The 17,316-nt window shown below is 65.8% G+C and carries 15 protein-coding genes; 5 read left to right on the top strand and 10 right to left on the bottom strand.

Annotated features, from left to right (window positions below):
• Positions 1 to 91: 91 nt before the first annotated feature.
• From AC1Q87_RS17185 to AC1Q87_RS17155, 7 genes are all read right to left on the bottom strand, one after another.
• Complete coding sequence (locus AC1Q87_RS17185; RefSeq protein WP_183772340.1) at positions 92 to 442, bottom strand: DUF190 domain-containing protein; 351 nt, start codon at positions 440 to 442, stop codon at positions 92 to 94.
• A gap of 12 nt (positions 443 to 454) precedes the next feature.
• On the bottom strand, positions 455 to 913 hold the full coding sequence (locus tag AC1Q87_RS17180; RefSeq protein WP_183772337.1) for a DUF411 domain-containing protein: 459 nt from the start codon (positions 911 to 913) through the stop codon (positions 455 to 457).
• Positions 910 to 1,356, bottom strand: coding sequence for a hypothetical protein (locus AC1Q87_RS17175; RefSeq protein WP_492610081.1), 447 nt, complete (start codon positions 1,354 to 1,356; stop codon positions 910 to 912). The genes AC1Q87_RS17180 and AC1Q87_RS17175 overlap by 4 nt, the downstream gene beginning before the upstream one ends.
• Positions 1,343 to 2,641, bottom strand: coding sequence for a calcium:cation antiporter family protein (locus tag AC1Q87_RS17170; protein ID WP_492610080.1), 1,299 nt, complete (start codon positions 2,639 to 2,641; stop codon positions 1,343 to 1,345). The genes AC1Q87_RS17175 and AC1Q87_RS17170 overlap by 14 nt, the downstream gene beginning before the upstream one ends.
• Before the next feature lie 68 nt (positions 2,642 to 2,709).
• Entirely contained in the window at positions 2,710 to 5,952 is a 3,243-nt protein-coding gene (locus AC1Q87_RS17165; RefSeq protein ID WP_183772333.1) for an efflux RND transporter permease subunit, read from the bottom strand.
• A gap of 30 nt (positions 5,953 to 5,982) precedes the next feature.
• Entirely contained in the window at positions 5,983 to 7,155 is a 1,173-nt protein-coding gene (locus tag AC1Q87_RS17160; RefSeq protein ID WP_183772331.1) for an efflux RND transporter periplasmic adaptor subunit, read from the bottom strand.
• Positions 7,155 to 8,411, bottom strand: coding sequence for a TolC family protein (locus AC1Q87_RS17155; RefSeq protein ID WP_183772329.1), 1,257 nt, complete (start codon positions 8,409 to 8,411; stop codon positions 7,155 to 7,157). The genes AC1Q87_RS17160 and AC1Q87_RS17155 overlap by 1 nt, the downstream gene beginning before the upstream one ends.
• Positions 8,412 to 10,797: 2,386 nt before the next feature.
• Here AC1Q87_RS17155 and AC1Q87_RS17150 point away from each other — a divergent pair.
• Positions 10,798 to 11,244: a MerR family transcriptional regulator gene (locus tag AC1Q87_RS17150; RefSeq protein WP_183772327.1), complete on the top strand. Its 447-nt coding sequence runs from the start codon at positions 10,798 to 10,800 to the stop codon at positions 11,242 to 11,244.
• Complete coding sequence (locus tag AC1Q87_RS17145) at positions 11,241 to 11,708, top strand: transcriptional repressor (RefSeq protein WP_183772325.1); 468 nt, start codon at positions 11,241 to 11,243, stop codon at positions 11,706 to 11,708. The genes AC1Q87_RS17150 and AC1Q87_RS17145 overlap by 4 nt, the downstream gene beginning before the upstream one ends.
• 10 nt (positions 11,709 to 11,718) lie before the next feature.
• Here the strand turns inward: AC1Q87_RS17145 and AC1Q87_RS17140 are convergent, their stop codons facing one another.
• The 3 genes from AC1Q87_RS17140 to AC1Q87_RS17130 form a co-directional block, all read right to left on the bottom strand.
• Positions 11,719 to 13,836: a heavy metal translocating P-type ATPase gene (locus tag AC1Q87_RS17140; RefSeq protein ID WP_183772324.1), complete on the bottom strand. Its 2,118-nt coding sequence runs from the start codon at positions 13,834 to 13,836 to the stop codon at positions 11,719 to 11,721.
• Positions 13,837 to 13,846: 10 nt separating this feature from the next.
• The gene (locus tag AC1Q87_RS17135) at positions 13,847 to 14,068 is read right to left on the bottom strand and encodes a heavy-metal-associated domain-containing protein (RefSeq protein ID WP_183772322.1); all 222 of its coding nucleotides are present in this window, start codon (positions 14,066 to 14,068) and stop codon (positions 13,847 to 13,849) included.
• A gap of 84 nt (positions 14,069 to 14,152) precedes the next feature.
• Positions 14,153 to 14,494: a DUF3703 domain-containing protein gene (locus AC1Q87_RS17130; protein WP_183772320.1), complete on the bottom strand. Its 342-nt coding sequence runs from the start codon at positions 14,492 to 14,494 to the stop codon at positions 14,153 to 14,155.
• Between the two features lie 474 nt (positions 14,495 to 14,968).
• Between AC1Q87_RS17130 and AC1Q87_RS17125 the strand changes: the two genes are divergently transcribed.
• From AC1Q87_RS17125 to AC1Q87_RS17115, 3 genes are read left to right on the top strand one after another with little or no spacing between them, the layout of a single operon-like run.
• Entirely contained in the window at positions 14,969 to 15,832 is an 864-nt protein-coding gene (locus tag AC1Q87_RS17125) for a HEPN domain-containing protein (protein WP_312165979.1), read from the top strand.
• Between the two features lie 3 nt (positions 15,833 to 15,835).
• The gene (locus AC1Q87_RS17120; protein WP_183772316.1) at positions 15,836 to 16,249 is read left to right on the top strand and encodes a hypothetical protein; all 414 of its coding nucleotides are present in this window, start codon (positions 15,836 to 15,838) and stop codon (positions 16,247 to 16,249) included.
• Between the two features lie 7 nt (positions 16,250 to 16,256).
• On the top strand, positions 16,257 to 17,249 hold the full coding sequence (locus AC1Q87_RS17115) for a DUF2971 domain-containing protein (protein WP_183772314.1): 993 nt from the start codon (positions 16,257 to 16,259) through the stop codon (positions 17,247 to 17,249).
• Positions 17,250 to 17,316: the final 67 nt, after the last annotated feature.

The following is a 17,316-nucleotide window of genomic DNA, read 5'->3' as shown; positions in this document are numbered from 1 at the left end:
CTCGGCGTCACGATCGAGGCCGCATCCCAGGCCATGCCTGCAAGCAGCGCCGGGGAACGAGCCCTAGCGCTTCAGGGATGGCGTCCCTCCTTCAGGTCCGCGGCTCAGCGCGGTGGCCGCCATAGCGCAGCACCTCGACCTTCTCGAAGGTCACGAGCCCGATGTCAGTGAGGTCAGCGAGGGTGGCGAGGAACGACCGCAGTCGGAACTCCTCATCGACGATCTCGACCACCACAGGCAGGTTGTCGCTGAGGTCAAAGGGGCGGACCTCGTGGAGCCGCGCGGATTCGCCAAAGCCCATCCGGCCACGGAGCACCGTGGCGCCCGCAAGGCGAGCCGCCCGCGCACGTTTGACGATGACGCTGATGAGCGATTCCGCGCCGCTGAGCGCGTTCTCGTCAGTGTAGATGCGGAGCAGGACCGCTTGACCAGGAATCTGCATTAGGGGTCTCCTCTAGTGTTGGGCGAAGGTGCGGGTCCGGCCAGCAGGCAGGATCACGAGCGTGGCGTACGCCTCGCGGTCGTCGTTGGGCGTTTCCATTCCAGGAGAGCCGAGGGGCATCACTGGCACGGCCAACCCGACGGCTCTGGTCGGTCGCCTCGCGAGCAGGCTGTTGACGTCGCTCGGCGGCACGTGGCCTTCAATGGCGAAGCCGGAGAATATGGCCGTCTGACAAGCGTCCAGCGCATCTGGCGCCCCGAGGCTTCGGCGGACGGCAACGAGGTCATCGGAAACGACGCTTTCCAGGCGATACCCGGCCCGAGCCATGTGGTCGATCCAAGCCCCGCAGCAGGTGCAGGAGGGGGAACGAAACACCTGTCCGCTTGCCGCTGCGGCTGGGAACGCCAACCCAGCGCCGGTAACGCCGAGCGCCAAGACGGCCAGCGCGCTGCGTCTGGAGAAGCCGGTCATCGCCGAGAGACTCCAAGAGGCGGCTGAGCGTCCGCGGGATGCACATTCAGCTGGAAGTCGTGTCGATGGTCGGCCTCCACGATGCTCAAGCGATCGCCGTCGGCGGGCGCCCCTGCGATATCGCGCGAGCGCCAGTTCAGTCCGATGGGCTCGAAGTGAGCGCGAACGCCGTCCGTAGCCGACAGAGTGATCGCATTGGCGGGCGGTGGAGCGACGGGTTCGCCCCCCGCGCCCAGGAAGGCAATCGTCAGGCGGCCGTCTGTCTCCTGGCGGATCTCGATGGCGAGGCCGCGTGCGTCCGCGCGCCATGTTCGGCCGGCGACCTGTTCGAGCACGAGGGTCGTAGGCGGCGCCGCGACGCTTGGGCAGCCGGCCAGCCAAAAACCGAGGACCAGGACTAGCGCGGCGGTCCAGCGCCCCTGAAGGCGGTCAGTGCGTCGCATCGGACGACCTCCTGGCTGGGGGGGCGGTGATCGCCGGGTCGTCGGCCGTGTTCAGCGACGCAGCCGTCCGAACGAGTTTCAGGATTGAGCGACCGTTGAGCGCCATGACTCCGGCGGCCAGAGCCAGGTAGCCCCACGCGACCAGGGTGAGCGCAGCGATGTCGCGGGATGCGTCGCCCCGCAGAGTGAAGGCGACTGCCAGTTGCGCCACGAACAGGACAAGCAGCGCGACAGCGCCCGGCAGGGAGAGCCGCCCCCGGAGCAGCAAGGCGAGCCCGAAGAGGGATTGCGCGGCCGTGAGGAAGAACTCCTCGTGCTGGCGCGCGTCCAGCGGCATCGCCATCAGCCTGCCGGCGCCAAGGCTCATGGCCAGTGGCAGCATGCCCACCAGCAGGGTCCACTGATTGATCTTGTCGCTGATCATCGCGACCAGGCCTGCGGCCGCGCGGCCTGCGAGGACGAACAGCACTGCGATTACGACAGCGGGAGCCTCGCTGGCGATCGGAGCAAGCCATTGGATGAGTAGGAACTGATCGATCCCGAGCGCGCGCCCGCCATCAATCATCGACTCTGCGAATGGTTCGGCGACGGCGAGGATGACTCCTGCAGCAATGGCGGTCATGCCGATCATCACTGGCCAGCGCAGAGCCGGCCGCATCTGAGCGATCACGGCGCCAGGGCCCGGCTCGTCCTCCTCGTCCTCATCCGCCGCCTTGGGGACGCGGCTGACACGCCAGAGGTAGGCTCCGAACACGCCGATCAGCACGAGCGAGTCCCACGCGCTGATCGTGTTCTTCCAAACAATCAGGAAGGCATAGGCGCTGGAGACCGCCAGCGCGATGATCTCCACGGCGTTGGCACGCGCCAGCTGAATGCTCTGCTGGCGACTCCGCCACCAGTGCAGGAGCACCATGGCCGGCCATGCGAGGCCGATCAGCAATCGGTTGGCGCCGGTCATATTGGCCGCGGCGAAGGCGACATATCCCTCGTCCGGCGCCCGCCCCGCCTGAAAGGCGTAGTAGATGTCGACTGCGTACTCCGGCAAGACCGTGACAAGGGCGACCGCGGCCAGGATCAGGCCCTGTGAGATGTATTTCTCGGCCGCCTCCGCGCCCCAAGACAGCAGGAAGCCCGCCGCTAGGATCGCCGCGCCAAACACCGCCATGTCGAGCACAGCGTTTGGTCGCCAGCCCTCAATGCGGAGCGCCACGGCCGGGAGCATTGCGGCCACGGCGATGGCTACTGGAATCCACAATTGGCGAGGCTGAACTTTGGAACGGGTCACGCGAACTCCTTCCGATGATCGGGCCTGGTTGGCGCCGGCGCGGAGGTGGGCCACGCCGGCGCCCCCAGTCACGGCGCTATGGGGGTGAGCGCCGCCGGGCTCTCCGCGGGGTCGGCTCGGCGTCGGCCCAGGCGGAGGATCAGTTGAGAGATGGCGGGAAGCACCACCAGGGTGACCGCGGTGGCGGTGATCAGGCCGCCGATGACCACCATGGCCAGGGGCTTCTGCACCTCAGCGCCGGTCCCGGTAGCGAGCGCCATCGGGATGAAGCCGATGGCCGGCACCAAGCCGGTCATTAGGACAGGCCGAAAGCGCTCAGCGGCGCCCTCATAAATCGCCTCGGAGACCGGCATGCCCTCGTCGAGCCGCTGCCGGATCGACGACATCACCACCAGGCCGTTCAGCACCGCGACCCCAGCTAGGACGATGAAGCCCACAGCCGCCGAAATCGAAAAGGTGATCCCGGTGAGCGCCAGGGCGAACACCCCGCCCGACAATCCGAGCGGAATAGCCGCAAAGACCGACGCGGCTGGCGCCAGGCCGCCCAGGGCCATGTAGAGGATCACGAAGATCATGATGAAGCAGATCGGGACGACAAGCCCGAGACGAGCCGTCGCGGCCTTGAGGTTCTCGAATTGGCCGCCCCACGTGATCCAAGAGCCGGGAGGCAGGGCCACGGCCTCGACCTTGGTTCGAGCTTCGTTGACAAAGGAACCGATATCGCGGTCGCGGACGTTGACTTGGATCACGACACGCCGCTTGCCGTCTTCGCGGCTGACTTGGTTCAGACCGTCGGCGAACCGGAACTGCACCAACTCACGCAGCGGCACCGAACGCTGCATGCCGCCATTGGCGGACGGCAGCATCACAGGCAGCGCACCAATCGCTTCCAGGTCGTTGCGGTTCGCCATTGGCACACGGACAGTGATGTCGAAGCGCTTGTCGCCTTCGAAGACGTCCCCCGCCTGGCGACCGCCTAGGGCGGCGGCCACGGTCTCGGCGACCTCTTCGACAGTCAGGCCAAACCTGGCGATCGCGGGCCGGTCGAACCGAACATCCAGGGTGGGCGCGCCGGCGGTTTGCTCGATGCGAACTCCGTCGGCCCCCTGGATGCTCTCCAGCGCGGCGCCAATCTTCGCCGCCGCGAGGCCCATCTTGTCGAGGTCGTCTCCATAGAGCTTGATGGCGACGTCGCCCCGAACCCCCGCGATGAGCTCGTTGAAGCGCATCTGGATCGGCTGACTGACCTCGTAGCTGTTGCCCAGCAGAGGCGCGACCTTGGCCTCGATCCGCTCGACAACTTGCGCCTTCGTCTTGACGCCTTCAGGCCACTCCTTCTGCGGCTTGAGGATGATGAAACCGTCCGACTGGTTTGGCGGCATCGGGTCGGTAGCGACCTCGGCGGTGCCAGTCTTGGAGAACATCATCTCCACCTCCGGCAAGGAGGTGACGGCGCGTTCCACCAGCTGTTGCATGCTCTTGGATTGCTCAAGGGATGTGGACGGGATCTTCAACGACCCCATCGCGAGGTTCTTCTCGTCGAGCTGCGGAATGAACTCCTGGCCGAGCGTGGTGTAGACGCCGCCCGCGACCAGGAAGAGGGCCACGCCGGCGCCGATGAAGGGCCATGGCCGAGCGATCGCGCGCTTGAGCACCGGATCGTAGTGGCGCTTGGAGTAGGCGATGATCCTCACCTCCTTCTCCGAGACCTTGCCTCGCATAAGGATGGCGACCATCGCCGGGACGAAGGTCAGGGACAGAATGAACGCCGCGCCGAGGGCCAGCATGATCGTGATGGCCATGGGGGAGAACGTCTTGCCCTCGACTCCCGTGAAGGTGAGCAGCGGCGCGAACACCAGGAAGATGATCGCCTGGCCGTAGACCGTCGGCCGGATCATCTCCTGGGAGGCGTGCAAAACCGTCTCGAGGCGTTCGGGGAGTAGTAGCAGCCGGCCTTCCCGATGCTGGCGCTCGGCCAGCCTCAAAAGGCAGTTCTCAATGATGATCACGGTGCCATCTACGATGAGGCCGAAGTCGAGCGCGCCAAGGCTCATCAGGTTGCCCGGCACGTTCAGCTTGTTCATGCCGATCGCCATCATCAGGAATGACAGCGGGATGATCAGCACTGCGATGAGCGCCGCTCGCACGTTGCCGAGCAGGAGGAAAAGGGTCGCCGCAACGAGGATCGCCCCCTCGGTCAGGTTACGCTCCACGGTGGCGATGGTCGCGTTGACCAGCACCGAGCGATCGAGAGTCGTGTTGACCACGACGCCAGGCGGCAGCGACTTGCGGACATCGTCGAGCTTCTCGCCAACGGCCTTGGCCACCGAACGACTGTTCTCGCCAATCAACATCAAGGCCGTGCCGACGACGACTTCCTCACCCTTCTTGGTGGCCGCTCCGGTGCGCAGATCACCGCCCACGCGGACCGTGGCGACGTCCTTGACGGCGACCGGGACCGTGCCGCGGGTCGCGATCACCGCGTTCTGGATTTCGTCGAGGGTGCGGACCCGGGCGTCGGCGCGCACGAGGTAAGCCTCACCGGCTCGCTGGATGAAATTGGCGCCCACCGAGAGGTTAGAGGCCTCCAGCGCCTTGGCGAGCTCGGTGTAGGAGACGCCATAGGCTGCGAGTTTCGATGGGTCGGGCTCGACCACGTACTGCTTCTCGAACCCACCGATGGAGTCGATACCGGCGACGCCCTTGACGCTGCGCAGCTGCGGTCTGATCACCCAGTCCTGCACGGTCCGAAGATAGGCGGCTCGCGCGACGCTGTCGGTCAGCCGCTCGCCTTCGGCGGTCAGGTAGGAGCCGTCGCTTTGCCAGCCTGGGCTGCCGTCGCGAACCTTGGCGCCCTTCCCGTCAGGATTGGCGAACTCCACGGAATACATGAAGACCTCGCCGAGCCCGGTCGTGACCGGCCCGATCTGCGGCTGCACGGACGCCGGCAGGGTGTCGCGAGCCTGGGTCAAACGCTCGGCGACTTGCTGGCGGGCGAAATAGAGGTCCGTGCTCTCCGAGAAGATCGCCGTGACTTGGCTGAAGCCGTTGCGGGAGATGGAGCGAGTGGTCTCCAGACCCGGGATGCCCGCGAGCGCCGTTTCAACGGGGAAGGTGACGCGCTTTTCGATTTCTACCGGCGAGAGCGCACCGGCGACCGTATTGATTTGAACCTGCTTGTTCGTGATGTCGGGCACGGCGTCGATGGGCAGCTTGGTGAGCTGCCAACCGCCGTAGATGGCGATGATGAGAGTCAGGAAGAGCACGTACCAACGCCCCCTCACCGACATGGATAGAATTCGACCGATCATTTCGGCGTGTCTCCAGATGCGGCTTTGGGGTCAGTCTTCTTCCGCGCTCTTTCCGAGCTCGGCCTTGAGGAGGAAGGCGTTCTTGACGGCGAGCGTCTCCCCGCCTTTCAGCCCCTGAAGGATGACCGCGCGCCCGCCGCTGCGCTGGCTGACGCTTACTGGCTGCACACGGAAACCGGTCGTGGTCCGCACGAACACCGCATCGCGGCCCTCGATGACCTGGACAGCGTCTTCAGGCACCACGATCCCCGCCGAGGTCGACTGCCGCGACGTAATCCGCGCCCGCACCAGCTGACCCAGCTGCAAGGCGCCCGGGCCATCTGTGAGGGTCAGGACAACAGTCGCCGACCGCGTCTCCTCGCTTACCCCAGGCGTCACCGCCCGAACGACAGCGGCCCGGGTTTCACCGCCGCTGGTTTCGACGATGGCCCGATCGCCAGGCGCGATCCGGCGCGCGTCGTTGGCCGTCACCGCCGCATCCACCTGGATGCGGGCCGGGTCGGAGACCCGGAAGAGTTCGGTCTCAGGTTGGACATAGGCGCCGAGGCTGGCCGCCATCGCGGTGACGCGGCCGTTGATCGGACTGGTTACCGCCACGTAGCGCCCATCGTTCGACACGGCCGCGGCGCCGGCGGCGGTAGACGCCCGGCGCGCCTCGGCCTCGGCGGTCGCCAGCTCCGCCATCGCCGCTTCGTAGTCCTGTCGCGGACTGACCTTCTGTTCGTAGAGCCGCTTCTCCCGGGCCATCATGCGGCGAGCAAGATCGACCTTCGCGCTAGCGACACTGCGGTCGGCCGAAATCTGCGCGGCCTCGCGGCTCGACACCAGGGCCAGGGTTTCCCCCGCCCGTACGGGATCCCCAAGGCGCTTGGTGATCTGAGCGACCGCACCTGCAGCGCGCGCGGTCAGGACCGCCTGGCCGGTCGGCTCGGCTTCCACCGTGGCCTGGGCGACCACTTCCGACGCCAAGCCGCCCGCCACCACGGTCTCCAAACCGACGCCAGAGGCCTGGATGCGCTCAGGCCCCATCGTCAGTGTATCGGCGTCGTGAGCCGCCGCCGGCGCCTCGGCGGCGGCCTCGGTCGGCGTGGGCTTGGGCGTGGTCAGCTTAGCTATGCCGAAGCCAACGCCTGTTGCGACGACGAGGGCAGCGCCGCCGAGCAGCCATTGCCGCTGGGAATTGGAGGAAGAGGTGCGGGGCATCAGAGGTCTCCGAGGGGTCGGCCTTGCAGGCGCGCCAGGCCAGCTTCGGCGCGCAGACGCGCCAGCTGGGCTTCGATGGTCTGGGTGCGCGCTTCGGCCAGGGACCTGCGCGCATTGATGAGCTCAAGGAGGGGCGCCTTTCCGGCCTCGTAGGCGACCCGTGTGAGCTGGTAGGCCTCTTGGGCGGTCTGTTCGGTCTCAACCGCGGCGCTGACCCGAGTCTGGGCCGCATCGACCTGAAACAGCGCCGTGCGCAATTCGGCCTGGGCGTCCAGGCGCGCACGGGCAAGCCTAGCCTCGGCGGAGAGCAGTTCGCCTTGCGCCGCGGTGATGTTGCCGCGGTTCTGGTCGAACACAGGGATGGGCACGGATATCCCGGCGACGACGGCTGTCGAGTCATCCGCGCTGAACCGGCGGACACCGGCCGACAAGGTCACGTCGGGCACCGCCCGCGTGCGTTCGACCCGCACGCGGCGAGCGGCGGCCTCCCGTTCAGCTTCCGCGGCGATCACTGCGGGCGTGGTCAGAAGATCGACATTGCGCGCCGCAGCCGCAGCCTTGGTGAGCAAGCTCTCACCCAGGCTCGTGAAGGGCGCCGGAGATCCGGCAAGGGCGGTAAGCCGGGCGAAGGCGCCGGCCCGCGCCGCCTGAGCCGCCTCCAGGGCCGCGCGGGCGCCGGTGACGGCGCTGCGCGCCTGCAGGCTGCGGAGCTCCGCCTCCCGGCCGGCGTCCACCAGCGCTTGGGAAATCCGAAGCACCTCCTCGGTGAGGGAAAGGCCCTCTTGGGCGAGAGTGACTTGCCGCTCGGCCGCCTCGGCCTCGGCATAGGCTTCCGCAAGAGCGAAGGCGTAGTCGGCTCGCGCCAGACTGAATTGCGCGCGCGCCGCCTCGAGGCCCGCGCGACCGGCGGCCACCCTGGCGCTACGCTTGCCGCCGAGTTCCAGCGCCTGTCCGAACGAGAGCGTGCTCTCGGCCTCGGAGCTGCCCTTATAGGGGCCGCTGCCGCTGAAGTTCTCCACATCCAACCCAAGGGTCGGATTGGGGCGGGCGCGGGCTTGCTGGGCAAGACCTTCGGCCTGACGAACCTCGCCTGCCGCCTCTGCCAGTTGGGGCGCCGCAGTTTGGGCCTGAGTCAGTAGCTCGCGAAAAGAAGGCGCGGGATCGGCGGCCGCGCTGGACCCGGAGGCCAAGGCGGTAAGGATCGCCACGGTGCTGGCGGCCGCAAAACGCAGCCCGCCACGCATGGAGAGTGACATGGAATTGGGTATCCCTGAGTTTCTATGCAGTCCTGCGCGCCGATCGCCGGCGCCGCTGACGCATCAAACTCGGGGTGGTCGCTCCAGCAGGGCGGGTCGCGTGACCTGAGCGACCAAGTCGTTGGTCGCCCACCAACTCGCGCGCAGGAAATAGAGGACGAACACCGCCGGCGAACTCGCCGGCAAGGTCAGGATATGGGCCGTGCAGTGGCCCGTGCAGAGCCCGAGAACCCGACTCTTGACCGGGGCATCAGGTGTGTCCGGCGACTTCGCCGCAACTTCAGTTGCACACTGAAGAGCAGGCGCGTCGTTGTCGAAACTGAGGTGCGCAGCGGATGTCGAAAACATCGCGCCGAGCAGAACGGCCAACGCCACCATCAAACTGACGACCAGGTGCGCCCCGCTAGAGACACCCACGCGTGCGCGTATCGCCTTGTTCGCGACGCGCTTCTTTGCGTGCTGAGGGAATGTCCCCATCCCAGTCATGAGCGACCTATACGTGCCCCCGGAAGCCTTGGGAACACGTTACAAAATCACGATTCCGGCTCGCCGCCGCGGCACGCGCGACCGCCTGGACGCCGAGGCGGCCTTGCAGTTGCTTTGCTCCGAAGAGCGAATTGCGGAGGCGGATCATGTAGCGAGGCTACATGCTCCAGCCAGTGGAGGAGCAAGATGTTTTTTGCACTTCTCACACACCGTCTGCCCCTTACCCGCTCTCCGCTCGATGGGCTCGCACCATCGCTGTAACGCCGGGATGATCGCCTGATCGATTGCGACGCCCCCCCGAGAGCGTCACTCTGTCGAGGCAGAGATTGAACAGTCGCGCGCGCGCCCGGGGCGGCAGCGCTATCAGGTAAGGCAAAAGGTCGTCGGAGGCGGCTGGCAGTCGCCGTCGCCAGATCGCATGCCGCCGATCGACTTCGCTCGAGGGGCGAGCCGCCTCGGGCCGATCCCCGTCGAAGAACACCGTGACCACGAAGGCGTGGAGCGTGGCGACTAAGGCAGTCTCCGGATCCTGCGCGAACACCGCCTGAAGCATGGCCGAGGGCGATGCGGCGAGCCCGGCCGCGACCGACGGCTCCTGAGCGCGGACCTCCAAGCTCGCTAGGACACCAGGCTCGCCAACGCGGCCCGTGTCGTCGGGCGTCTCCAACTGACAATGGACGGGATGGGACGTTTTGATCCGCCCATGGAACGCTAGGCGTCGAAGGGCAAGGCGGATCTCCTCCCCCTCCTCAACCCACCAAAACCCCGTACCGTGGCCTTCCGCGTCGCGCTCCGGCGAAACCCCTAGCCGCGGATAGCACCGTGTTCCGACAATCTCCGAGCTCAGACGAGCGAGTGTACGCTCATCCACCTTAGGCGTGCTCAACGCCCGAGGCGCCGGCTTCAGACGGTTCAGCGGGACTGTCAGACACTGCTGCTGAAGATTGGTCGGCGGACGTCCCTGCCTCATGGCGCCCACCGCCATGCGCCGCGGTCGGCGTCCTGAGCGTTCGTCGTGGGCGCGTCGGGCCCGACCGCCCGCTTGGCGACGACGCCAGGGACGGGTGATCTTGGGCCAGCGATCAGGAACAGCAAGATCAGGCCTAGCACCAGCGCAAGAGCCAGATGCACCAAGCGCCACATCGTGGCGCGGCGAGAACGGCGCCGTCGGTGGCGCCTTTGGAAAGTCCGCATGCAGCGGTTCCTCGAATTCGAGCAGAACTAGAGAGGCCACGCCAAGGCGCTGACGCGTCTGGTCGACACGCCGATAAGCCGAACGTGGGATGACGAGCGCGCCTGATCGAGCGACGCGCTACCGGGTCCGCCTTCAGGCCGTGTCGCGCAGCGAACGCCCTACACTCGGGCGTTTGGGCGCTATTGGCGGGCGGCTAACCGTCAGGCCCGGGGAGGGCGTTCCAGGCCGAACTGGCGGTTTGTGGAAGCCACGCGGCTTCGATCCAAGGCGCGTCTATCCCCCGCCGGGATCAGTGCGACGGAGACCGAGGCTAAGGCTAGGTTGGAAACTCCGCCGTGGTCGCAATGCGCATGGACAGCGGCGCCAGGGTCGATGTCCCCGGTCGGCGTCTGATCAGTGGACGTATCGCTAAACTGATGGGCGGCGCTGGCCGAAGCGGCGCCATCCGAGCAGACTAGGTTCTGGAGACCCGGACCAAGGGTGAAGAGCAACAGGAAGCCGGAAAGCAACGCAATCCCGAGTCCGCGCCAGCCTGGCCATGCCCTAAACATCCCGACCGCTATAGCCGCCGTCCTCAGGTTGGGGAACGCGTTACAAAATACACTCTCGCCATCCGATGGTCCCCGCCCCGAACACGCGGCGTGAGCTCTAGGCTCTAGAGGATCGCCACACTATGTTCGTCAGATACTCGGGAGCGAACTTCCAATGTCGCATCTGTCCATCGGCGCGCTGGCCAAGGCCACGGACGTCAAGGTCACAACCATTCGGTTCTACGAGCAGATTGGCCTGCTGCCCGAGCCTGTTCGCGCGCCAAACGATCGGCGCGTGTACGATGACCAGACGCTGCAGAGGCTCGCTTTTATCAAGCACGCTCGCCAGCTGGGGTTCTCCGTCGACGCCATCCGCACGCTGTTGAAGCTCGCCGACGACCCCGAACAGCCTTGCGACCAAGCCAACGCCTTGGCCGCAGAGCAGCTTGCGGCCGTGGAGAGCAAGCTCGCCCGGCTGGAAGCGCTGCGTGGGGAGTTGCAGCGGGTCGTCGCCGCCGCCTGCCATGGGCATGTTTCCGACTGCCGGGTCATCGAAGTGCTCAGCAACCACGAGCTTTGCGAAAGCGATCACTCCGAACCTGAGGCCGCCACCGTCGCGTGAGCCCGCCCTGCCCTCACAGCCACCGCGCTCCTACCGACCCGGCGCTCCTGGAACAGGCGCTGGTCGAAGCCCGCGCGAGATGTGAAGCTGCTGGCGAGAGTTGGACCGAGCCGCGCCGCCGGACATACGAACTACTGGTGGGCGCGGGACAGCCCGTGAAGGCCTACGACCTGATCCAGCGATTTGGTGAAGGCGGGTGCCCGACCAAGCCGCCGACAGTGTATCGGAGCCTCGACCTACTCATGGCTATTGGCCTGGTTCAGAAGGTCATCACCCTCGGCGCCTATATGGCGTGTCCCGACAGTTCCGGGACGAGTGCAGCGGGCTTGCTGGTCTGCACCTGCTGCGGCGCCGTCGAACGCTTGCCCGATCCAAGCCTAGCTGCGACCTGCGCTGCGCCGGCCGGCTTTCTCGTCGAGCGGGTCATGCTCGAAGCCAGCGGCCTGTGCCCTCGCTGCCATTGAGAGCGCCTGTCTAGGCAGGGCGCCAACGGAGCAGCCGGATCGCATTCAACGTGACGAGCACGGTGGCGCCGGTATCGGCAAGGATGGCGGGCCATAGACCGGTCACGCCGATCACAGTCGTCACCAGGAACACCACCTTCAGACCCAGCGCGACGGTGATGTTCTGATAGATGTTGCGCATGGTCGCCTTCGAGAGCGCGATCATGTCGGCGACGTCCGAAACACGTGCATGCAGCGCGGCTGCATCCGCCGTCTCGAGCGCCACATCCGTACCGCCGCCCATGGCGATGCCGATATCCGCAGCCGCAAGGGCCGGGGCGTCATTGATCCCGTCGCCGACCTTCGCCACCGTCAGACCTTCAGCCTGGAGCGCTCGGACGATGGCGAGCTTGTCCTGGGGCATCAACTCAGCGCGCGCTTCCACTCCCAGTTCGCCGCCAACTGCTGCGGCGGTCCGAGCATTGTCTCCGGTCAGCATCACCGTCCGGATGCCTCGCTCGGCGAGGGTCGCGAGAGCTCTGCGCGCGTCAGCACGCGGCTCGTCACGTAGGGCGATCAGTCCGATGGCCTGGCCATTCACCACCAGGACCGACACGGTCTTGCCTTCGGCGTTTAGAGCCTCAATACGCGCGGCATGGAGACGATCGATGGGCGCCCGTTCGACCGCTGCCTTCGGCGAGCCGAAAAACGCCGGTTCCCCGGCGACATTGCCGGATATGCCCTCGCCGGCAATCGCCTGCGCCATAAACGCTGGGGGGATCGAAACGCCCTGCGCCTTCGCCCGGTCGAGAATGGCCATGGCAAGCGGATGGCTCGAACCGCGCTCTAGGGCCGCCGTCATCGCCAACACGGTCTCTTCGCCACGCTCGAAGGCCACGACATCCGTCACCACGGGCCTGCCTTGTGTCAGGGTTCCGGTCTTGTCGAAGGCGACAGCCGTCACATGACGTAGCCCTTCGAGCACCGCGCCCCCCTTCAGCAGCAGGCCGCGCCTCGCGCCGGCCGACAGGCTGGCGGCGATCGCTGCGGGGGTCGAGATCACCAGAGCGCAGGGGCAGCCAATCAGCAGAACGGCAAGACCACGATAGATCCACATCTGCCAATCCGCGCCGCCCACGAGCGGCGGGACGATAGCGACGAGTATCGCGATCAGGACGACGAACGGCGTGTAGGCTTTCGAGAACCGATCGATGAACCGCTCAGTCGGCGCCTTACTCTCTTGTGCTTCCTCCACAAGACGCACGACACGGGCGATGGTGTTGTCGGCCGCCGCCGCTGTCACGCGAACCCGCAGTACGCCGGTCGTGTTGATCGTCCCAGCGAATACCCCATCGCCGGCGGCCTTCAGCTTCGGAACGCTTTCACCGGTGACCGGCGCTTCATCAATGTCGCCCGAACCTTCGACAATTTCACCGTCGGCGGCGATCCGTTCTCCGGGCCTGACGAGAAGGATCTCGCCGACTTCTAAGAGCTCAGCCTGGACGACCCGCGTGTCTCCGGCCTCCTCGACCAAAGCGGTCTTGGGAACGAGGTCGGCCAGATCGGAAATGCTCCGACGCGCGCGGCTGGCCGCCAGCCCTTCGAGCATTTCGCCGACCAAGAAGAAGAGAACGACGGCAGCGGCCTCTTCCGTGGCGCCGATGATGACGGCGCCGACCGCGGCCACCGTCATCAGCATTTCGATGGAGAATGGACTGCCCATGCGGGCCGCAGCGAAGGCCCGCCGCGCCACTGGGACAAGGCCGACCAGCAGAGCCGCAATGAAGGCGTAGCGCTCGGCTTCGGGAGCCAACCGTCCGACACCATAGGCGATCGCAAGCGCCAGGCCGCACAGGAGCGTCGCTCTCGTCTTGGCTGATCGCCACCACGATGCCTGCGCCGAGCGCGCCTCCTGCCCGGCGCCTGACGCCAGCGCAGTAGCTCCGAACCCGAGTTTGCTCAGTGTTTTGGCGACGGCGGCGTCATCGACTCGATCATCGTGCGCGATCGAGAGCACGCCAGATTGGAAGCTGACCACGACCTCGGAGACACCCGGCACTCGTCGAAGTGCAGTGTCGATCTTCGCAGCGCATGCGCCGCAATCCATGCCCGTGACGCGGTAGCGCGCCTGCGTAACGCCTTCGCCCATCGCTCGCGCCCTAGGCCGCCGCGACTTCGAAGCCCAGCGAGGTCACGGCATCCCGGAGGATCTCCGGCGTGACCGCAGCGCCATGGAGGACGCCCACCGTCGTATCGGGATAATGAAGCGAAACGTCTTGCACGCCTTCGAGACCGCGCAGAGCGGTGTCGACTTTGCTCGCACAGCCCGAACAGGTCATGCCCGTAACCGTGAGCGTGGTGGCCTTCAGTGCTTCGTCCATGTGCGGCTCCTCTATTCTGAGAAGCAGCGTACTTCCTCCAGCCAATCGAGGATCAAGCGATAAATCCGCTGTTAGGCCCCGCAGTCAGCGGCAGAGATCAGCGAGATCATCGGGCAGCGGCATCGGCTGTTCGGCAGGCACATTCGCGCCACCCGTGTTGCCTGCGGGCAGCCGCCCCATCCAGGACAACAGTCCGCCAGCCGCCAAGCGAACCAGTTGACCGCTCACCTCGCGAGCATCCCTCCTGCGCCATCCGATTTTGAGCATCTCAAAATGCGCCCAGCTATGGGGCCCTGCCCAGGGCTGACCCAAGATGTGGGCCCTCTCAAGCAGGCGAAACGCTTCATCGAGGTCGCCGACGGCCAAGGCGCGCTTTGCGGCCGCAGCCTCGCGTTCGAAAGCCTGGCGACGCATCTGAGTTTTCATCAAACCTGCCCCATTCGTGGCGCCGCGTCAGCGACCTCCGCTTGAATGCACATAGGATCGGCCGGGTAACTTGAGAAGCGTCTCCACGAGCACGGTGATCCGCAGGGCCTGAAGGCCCGAGCAGACGCCGGCCGAGGGACGCCCACCGCGCGGTGGGCGCCGGGTAGCTCGCCGCCGATGGCGTGCTATGGCTGAGATCGGCCGGGTGGCCGGCGCGGATGTCCAAGCCGAAAGGCCAAAGGCGTCGGCGCGTGTCTCAAGCACGTTCTCAACACCCGGCTCTCCAAAAACCGGCCTGCCCGGGAGAACACGAAGCGCCCGCTGTCTGCCGTCTCCCTCGCGGTCGAACCACCCGACAGCGCTATTCTACCTGCAATAGGGCTTGCCAACACTGCCCCGCTTTGGCGAGACTCGAACGGAATGAGAACTGACCCCGATCACCTCCCCGCTCTGCAACAGCGCGAACTTGAGCGCGTGGCCCAGACACTGCTCACCGAGTTCGACGCAGCAGTGGCGGGCGGCACGCAGCCGTTCCGCAAGCAGGGCAAGGTGCTGAAGATCATCCTGTTCGGCAGCTACGCCCGCAACGACTGGGTCGACGAACCGGAGAACGGCTACCAGTCTGACTACGATCTGCTGGTCATCGTCAGCCACGAGAAGCTGACCGACATCGCCGACTACTGGTACGTCGCCGAAGACAAGATCCTGCGCGACCCGGAGGTCGGCCGCACGGTCAACATCATCGTCCACACTCGGCAGGAGGTGAACGACGCCCTCTCCAAAGGTCAGTACTTCTTCACAGACATCGCCCGCGACGGCGTCGTCCTCTACGAGCTGCCCGGCCACCCGCTCGCCATGCCTGCTCCGCCGACGCCGCGGGACGCCTACGACCTGGCGAAGGGGTACTTTGAGAGGCAGCAGACCTCGATCGCGTCGTGGCTCGAGTTGGCGGAGCACGCCCGCTCAAAAGGCCAAGTCGGCGATTGGCCTAACAAGGCAGCGTTCAATCTCCACCAGGCCGTCGAAACCGCCTACGCCTGCTTCCTGCTAGTGCGGACGCTCTACTTCCCGCGCTCCCACAACATCAAGTTCCTCCGGTCCCTCGCCGAACAGAACGAGCCGCGCCTGATCGCCGTCTGGCCGCGCGAACATCGCGCCGACCGCAGCCGCTTCGAAACCCTCAAGCGCGCCTACGTCGAGGCCCGCTACTCCACCAGCTACGATATCACTGCGGAGGATCTGCAAGCGCTCGCCGCCCAAGCCACCCGCCTGCGCGAGATCGTGGAGGAGGTTTCGCAGGAGCGGCTTGAGGCGCTCAAGAGAGAGGCTGGAGCCTAGTCAATGACCAGTTTGACCGAGGCCTCAACGAAACCAATCAGACGCCTTGCCTATCTGTTGCTGCTGATAGTCGGCGGGGTCGGATTGGTTACTCATGCATGGTGGTTTGAAGCGACCCGGGACGTCGTTGTCCTGCAGCGAGCTGGGTCATGGCTGACGGTATGGGGCATCGCTGTCACCGCGCGGCCCATCTTGACCGACGGCGTCGCCAGCACGGTGCAGCGCCAAATGCCTCGTGTGCATGCCTTCTTTCCGATGTCCGATCTGGCCGATCGCCTTAAACGCGCGGAAGCACGGCGCCCCGAAGTTCGACGCTCCGTGATAGCCGAACGCGTGGCTGGCGTCGTGATGATCGTCTGCGGCACACTCCTTAACGGGTATGGCGACATGTTCGGTCGATGGCTCCTGGCGCTGTAGGCCTGCGTTGACCGAGCGCACGATTCGATTGGGCGACGTCCAGTACATTGGCAATCGCCCCTATCGCACCGGGTTCCTACGGGCCCAATTCTGGCCAGTGGAACGGCATGACGAAGCTGCGATGAAACGCGTGGCTCGCCGCGAGAACATCCTCGTGTGGGGACCGCCGCTCTACCACTACACCAGCCTCAGCGGCTTCAAGGGCATCATCGAATCCAGGGGATTTTGGGCGAGCGATAGCCGCTTCCTGAACGATGCGCACGAGATGCGTCATGGCGCCGAACTCGCGGCCGAGGTGCTGTCACAGATTGTTCGTCGCTCTCGCGTGCCCGCCTTCCGCCCCATCGCCAAGGCGGTTCGCGACAACATTCTGCGCCCCCCGAAGGTCGGACACCTGATTGCGTGCTTTTCCACTTTGCGCGACAGCCTGGAACAGTGGCGCGGCTACGGCGGCAGTGGCGGCGTGTGCATCGGCGTTGGCGTGAACCACCAGAAACAACGAGCTCCGATGTTCTACGGATCATCGATGCTGCCGCATCGTGTCTTCTATTCCGCCCGAGCCAAGCAGGCGCTCGTGCTGTCGCTCCTACGCCGCTTCGAAATCGAGTACCGCACGGACATGGAGGCGATGCGCGGTCATTGGCCCGACGATCATGACCAGCACTATGTCGAGCGCCTTACCTCCACGCTGTCCGGAGCCATCGTCGGCTTTAAGAATCTGGCCTTCGGCCATGAAGCAGAAGTCAGGGTCGTTCTCTCGCACGCCGAAGCAGACGACTTTGGAGGGTTGAAGTTCCGCCCCAGTCCGCTGGGCTTGGTACCCTACCTATGCACGGGAGATCGCCTGGAGAACGCGGTCAGCATTGAGAACGTGATGGTCGGCCCATCGCCACACCAAGAGCTGATCGCCAGCTCCGTCCGAACCTTTCTCGACCACCACGGATACACGGATATCCCGGTCGATTTGTCTACGATCCCGTATCGCGGCCCGGGCTTCTAGGGCTACCTAACCGGACTTCGCAAAGGCCAATTCGCGAGGCCAGCGCGGATGTCGTTAGCCAAAAGTG

The organism is Phenylobacterium sp. GW823-FHT02A09 (assembly GCF_058797775.1).
Note: the sequence above shows the minus strand (reverse complement) of the source record. Positions and strands in the feature narration are given on the sequence as shown.

Coding starts and splice junctions, on each gene's coding strand:
- AC1Q87_RS17165 (WP_183772333.1), bottom strand. CDS start 5,952: ATGATCGGTCGAATTCTATCCATGTCGGTGAGGGGGCGTTGGTACGTG.
- AC1Q87_RS17155 (WP_183772329.1), bottom strand. CDS start 8,411: ATGTCACTCTCCATGCGTGGCGGGCTGCGTTTTGCGGCCGCCAGCACC.
- AC1Q87_RS17120 (WP_183772316.1), top strand. CDS start 15,836: ATGACCAGTTTGACCGAGGCCTCAACGAAACCAATCAGACGCCTTGCC.
- AC1Q87_RS17185 (WP_183772340.1), bottom strand. CDS start 442: ATGCAGATTCCTGGTCAAGCGGTCCTGCTCCGCATCTACACTGACGAG.
- AC1Q87_RS17175 (WP_492610081.1), bottom strand. CDS start 1,356: ATGCGACGCACTGACCGCCTTCAGGGGCGCTGGACCGCCGCGCTAGTC.
- AC1Q87_RS17150 (WP_183772327.1), top strand. CDS start 10,798: ATGTCGCATCTGTCCATCGGCGCGCTGGCCAAGGCCACGGACGTCAAG.
- AC1Q87_RS17180 (WP_183772337.1), bottom strand. CDS start 913: ATGACCGGCTTCTCCAGACGCAGCGCGCTGGCCGTCTTGGCGCTCGGC.
- AC1Q87_RS17140 (WP_183772324.1), bottom strand. CDS start 13,836: ATGGGCGAAGGCGTTACGCAGGCGCGCTACCGCGTCACGGGCATGGAT.
- AC1Q87_RS17130 (WP_183772320.1), bottom strand. CDS start 14,494: ATGAAAACTCAGATGCGTCGCCAGGCTTTCGAACGCGAGGCTGCGGCC.
- AC1Q87_RS17135 (WP_183772322.1), bottom strand. CDS start 14,068: ATGGACGAAGCACTGAAGGCCACCACGCTCACGGTTACGGGCATGACC.
- AC1Q87_RS17160 (WP_183772331.1), bottom strand. CDS start 7,155: ATGCCCCGCACCTCTTCCTCCAATTCCCAGCGGCAATGGCTGCTCGGC.